General features: G+C 52.2%; 5 protein-coding genes and 1 pseudogene. 2 read left to right on the plus strand and 4 right to left on the minus strand.

The genetic code is table 11. The features are described 5' to 3' along the window. Positions 1-298 (minus strand): plasmid mobilization protein (locus PSF16_RS17015; protein WP_272689767.1); only part of this gene is annotated, 298 nt, incomplete at its 3' end. 297 nt (positions 299-595) lie between these two features. Further along, on the minus strand, positions 596-817 hold the full coding sequence (locus tag PSF16_RS17020; RefSeq protein WP_272689768.1) for a hypothetical protein: 222 nt from the start codon (positions 815-817) through the stop codon (positions 596-598). A gap of 365 nt (positions 818-1,182) precedes the next feature. Between PSF16_RS17020 and PSF16_RS17025 the strand changes: the two genes are divergently transcribed. Further along, positions 1,183-1,764 (plus strand): replication/maintenance protein RepL, encoded by a 582-nt coding sequence (locus PSF16_RS17025; RefSeq protein ID WP_272689769.1) that lies wholly within the window; start codon positions 1,183-1,185, stop codon positions 1,762-1,764. After that, a complete protein-coding gene (locus PSF16_RS17030) occupies positions 1,757-1,987 on the plus strand; it encodes a hypothetical protein (protein ID WP_272689770.1) in 231 nt (76 codons plus the stop codon). The genes PSF16_RS17025 and PSF16_RS17030 overlap by 8 nt, the downstream gene beginning before the upstream one ends. Here the strand turns inward: PSF16_RS17030 and PSF16_RS17510 are convergent. Both PSF16_RS17510 and PSF16_RS17515 read right to left on the minus strand, forming a co-directional pair. Beyond that, complete coding sequence (locus PSF16_RS17510) at positions 1,971-2,777, minus strand: hypothetical protein (RefSeq protein ID WP_442959261.1); 807 nt, start codon at positions 2,775-2,777, stop codon at positions 1,971-1,973. The genes PSF16_RS17030 and PSF16_RS17510 overlap by 17 nt on opposite strands. Before the next feature lie 219 nt (positions 2,778-2,996). Then, a pseudogene (locus PSF16_RS17515) lies at positions 2,997-3,377 on the minus strand (relaxase/mobilization nuclease domain-containing protein); the annotation flags it as partial. Between the last annotated feature and the right edge of the window lie 55 nt (positions 3,378-3,432).

A 3,432-nucleotide genomic window follows, 5' to 3' on the forward strand; every position in this document is an offset into this window, starting at 1 on the left:
ACTTGGCCAACTCCTTGATGGCTCGCTCTATGGCCATCAGGTGACTAACCACCTCAACCGAATCAGCCGCGCCTCGATGGGTGTTCACCCATCGGGCGATCATGTTCAGGTTGGCATTGATGCGGTTGAGCATCACCACGCGCTCTTTTTCGTCCTGTCGATTCCTGACCTTTACCTTGCTCAGATGATCTCTTACCAGCTCAGACATGCTCATGCCTGCCGATTCAGAAAGCGCCTGTAGTGCCTCCCATTCAGCATCAGAAAAACGGACTCTTAGCATGTTTTTACGTGTATTCATACCTCGATTCTAGACGATGGCACAGAGTTAAACAAGGCTACCCAATGTTGCTACATTCCGCTTCGCTCCATTTCGCACCATCGGGGCCTTGCTCAGGGTGGCTTCGCCTCCCTAAGAACCCTCCCTTGCAGCAGTCGCTTTGCTCCTTTGCCCAAAGAGGCTTTGCCTCTCTGGACTCTCCACTCTTGCCGCCGAGGGCTCGGGAGCTGGGGACGCTTCGCTAAACCCCAGCCCCCGATCTTAGGCTTGGGTCGTTGCGATCTATCAAGGGTTCGCTTCGCCAAAATGCTCACCCGTTCAGACTCGCTTTGCTCGCTTAGCTGCGGTTTCCGCTTTTGCCCTTGACAGCTCTCCACTTGGTTTTGGGAATGGCGCAGGGGTCAAGGGGTCGTGGAATACCGGAGGGAGCGCAGCGACTGAGGATATGCCGCGAAAGCCCCTTGATGCCTGTGGAATGACCCCAGCCTCTGGCTCTGGTGTTGGCGAAGAAGGGAGCGCAGCGACCGCCTGACCCAGCACCCGAGCCTCACGGCGGCGAGTGCGGGGTTTCCAAAGGGGCAGCGCCCCTTTGGGCATAGCGCAGCGAAAAAAGTCTTTCTCGGCTTTGCCGAGGCATTATTTCTTTTCAGGGGTATGCCAAGCGCAAGCGCGGCAGGGGCAAAGCCCCTAAGAGCTTCTTATCGAGGCACTAGATAAGAACTAAGAAGGGAAATCGGCTCTAGCCCAGTAAATACGGGGGGGTATTATGACGAAAATCGGGGGTCGGTTATCAGCCTCATGGTATACGGTTATCAGTGAACTGATAACGCAAAAATCAAAATATTGACAACGACTCGATATTATATAACACTCCCGTTATTAAAAATATGATAACGGGGTAGGTAATGGCACACGCGAAAGAACGACATAAAACCAATCCATTTGTTAAGGATATGGTGATACCTGTAGGTGGGAAAGATGTTCGGATATCCACACTAGGAAAAGACAACAATATCTTAGTGAATCAAGCAACGGGTGAAATAACTGGGACTCACGTTGTAGCAAGGAAACGAGTAGATAAAGAGAAGTTTGTAAAGACTTTTGCTGATTATATGTCTTTCACATTTGACTTAACCAAGGCAGGAAACAAGGCGTTAAGGGTTGTCATGTGGGCATTGAAAGAACAAGCGATTGCAAAAGATTTAGTTGTTTTAGACAAGTTCACACATGAGGATTTTCTGGAGCACTATGGTTTTGGAGAAGATGACTCCCCAAGCGCAAAGAAAAAAAACGATGTGCCTGCTCTAAGTTATCCAACTTTCACACGGGGTCTAGCGGAACTAGAAAAGGCTAAAATCATCGCAAAATCAATGCGTGTAGGGCATTACTTTATAAATCCTCAATGCATGTTTAATGGTGACAGGGTGGCATTTAGTACCGTAATAGAGTTAGCGAAAGAAGATCAGCAGGAGTTACCCCTTGAGTAATTTATCTTTGAAAGAAATGGCGGCTTTGCTTGATGTGTCTGAGCGCCACTTAAAGCAATCAATGATCATGCTTGGTATGAGCCGCTTGCAGTCTGAGGCTGAGAGAATTCAAGGGGTTGAATCTTGGGATAAAGGCACCGTAGCTGAAACTTTCCATCTCAGAGGAAAACCCGAAATCAAGCATTTCAGACAAGCACTGATTAACCTCACATCCCCAGACTAGGCCCTGATCGGCTGCGGCTGATCTCGCGCTGGCGCTGCTGGTCTAGCGCCTGTTCGTGCTGTACAGCCTGCCGAATTGCTGGAGCTGATCGCTCAAGCTGGCGACCTGACTGCTCAAGTTGCTGACTTGCTGGCGCAAGTTCTTGTTCTCTTGTGAAGTATGCTCGAACATCGTCCGTAAGGCGCTTTGCGCCTGCTCTGACGCTCTCTGTTGCTCGTTGAATTGCTGCTCCAAACGCTTCAAGGCGTTCAACAAGTGGGTTTCTAACTCGGTCATTCAATACCCCTTCAAAATCCTGTAGCCGTCCTGATAAGTCGGCGCGTTCTCGTCTATCTGGGCGCATAGGCGCTTGTCGCAGTTGCTGAACTGGATCTTGCCGCCCTTCTGCTCCAATGTCTGGACGTTGCGCTGTAGCTCCGTGATCTGGCTGGTGAAGTAGCGCATCGTTGCCCAGCTCCCGCCGAAGATGCCGAGACAGAGACTGAGGCCGACCAAGGTCGGCCACAAGAACCGGCTCTTGAACATGCTCCAGCCGATGCTTTGGCTCTGGCTTTGGATATCTGCTTTGATGGTATTCAGCTCTTGCCACAATATGCAGCTCAACTCGCTTCGCATAGATTTGAGCTGCTTCTGGGTCAGGTCTTGAATAGTCGCGTTCTCTTGCTGCATCTGATTTTTCAATCGTGCGGCTAGGTTCGTAGTCTCTTGCATAGAGTTCCCCCTTGAGCCGCCAGCGTTGGCCGCTTTGCGGCTCGCTGACGGTGATGTAATCCTTCCCCGCCCTCGTCACATCGAGGGCAAGGTCTTTGACATGCTCTAAAACGTCCTCGCGGCTGCGTATAAGCCCCTGTACGGCTCGCTGAGATAAAACCCCGTCTATCAGCTCCCGCATGTTGTCAGGCGGCTTCTGGCCGCTTCTGAGGGCTTCTGAGGCGATTTTTAGCTCATGGTCAGGGGTTGAGATGTTTCTAGCCCTGTCGGGGTCTGTAGGGTCTGCTAGGCCGTATCTGGCGTTGATCTCGCTGCGGAAGTCGTCGAAGTGCTCCCTGGCTCGTTCACCAGGTGGCTTGATGTTCAGGCTCTTGCCTGAACTCAACTCCACCCGAGGCGTGACAAAGTGCAGTTCGTGGTGGCCTGCGTGCGTGTGCCTCACCCACAGGATGTCGTACTGATCAGGCTCAAGCCCTGCAAAGGCCACAGACTCAAACCTATCCATGATGACCTGCTCCATCGCTGGCGTGATTTCTTCGCCAGCGGCGAAGGACAACACGCCAGAGGTGTACCTGTGCTTGAACTCCAAAGAGTCGATGAGCTGGCGTGTCTGCTCTGCATCCCCGCGCAGCACAACAGGCGGGGCGTTTTCACGCCCTGCCCGTTGCTCATCGGTCATGTACTGAGTAGGGCCACGCCCGCCCCCAGTGCCATGCTTGGAGAAACCCACGATC

The organism is Providencia sp. PROV033 (assembly GCF_028484855.1).
GTDB classification, from domain to species: Bacteria; Pseudomonadota; Gammaproteobacteria; order Enterobacterales; family Enterobacteriaceae; genus Providencia; species Providencia alcalifaciens.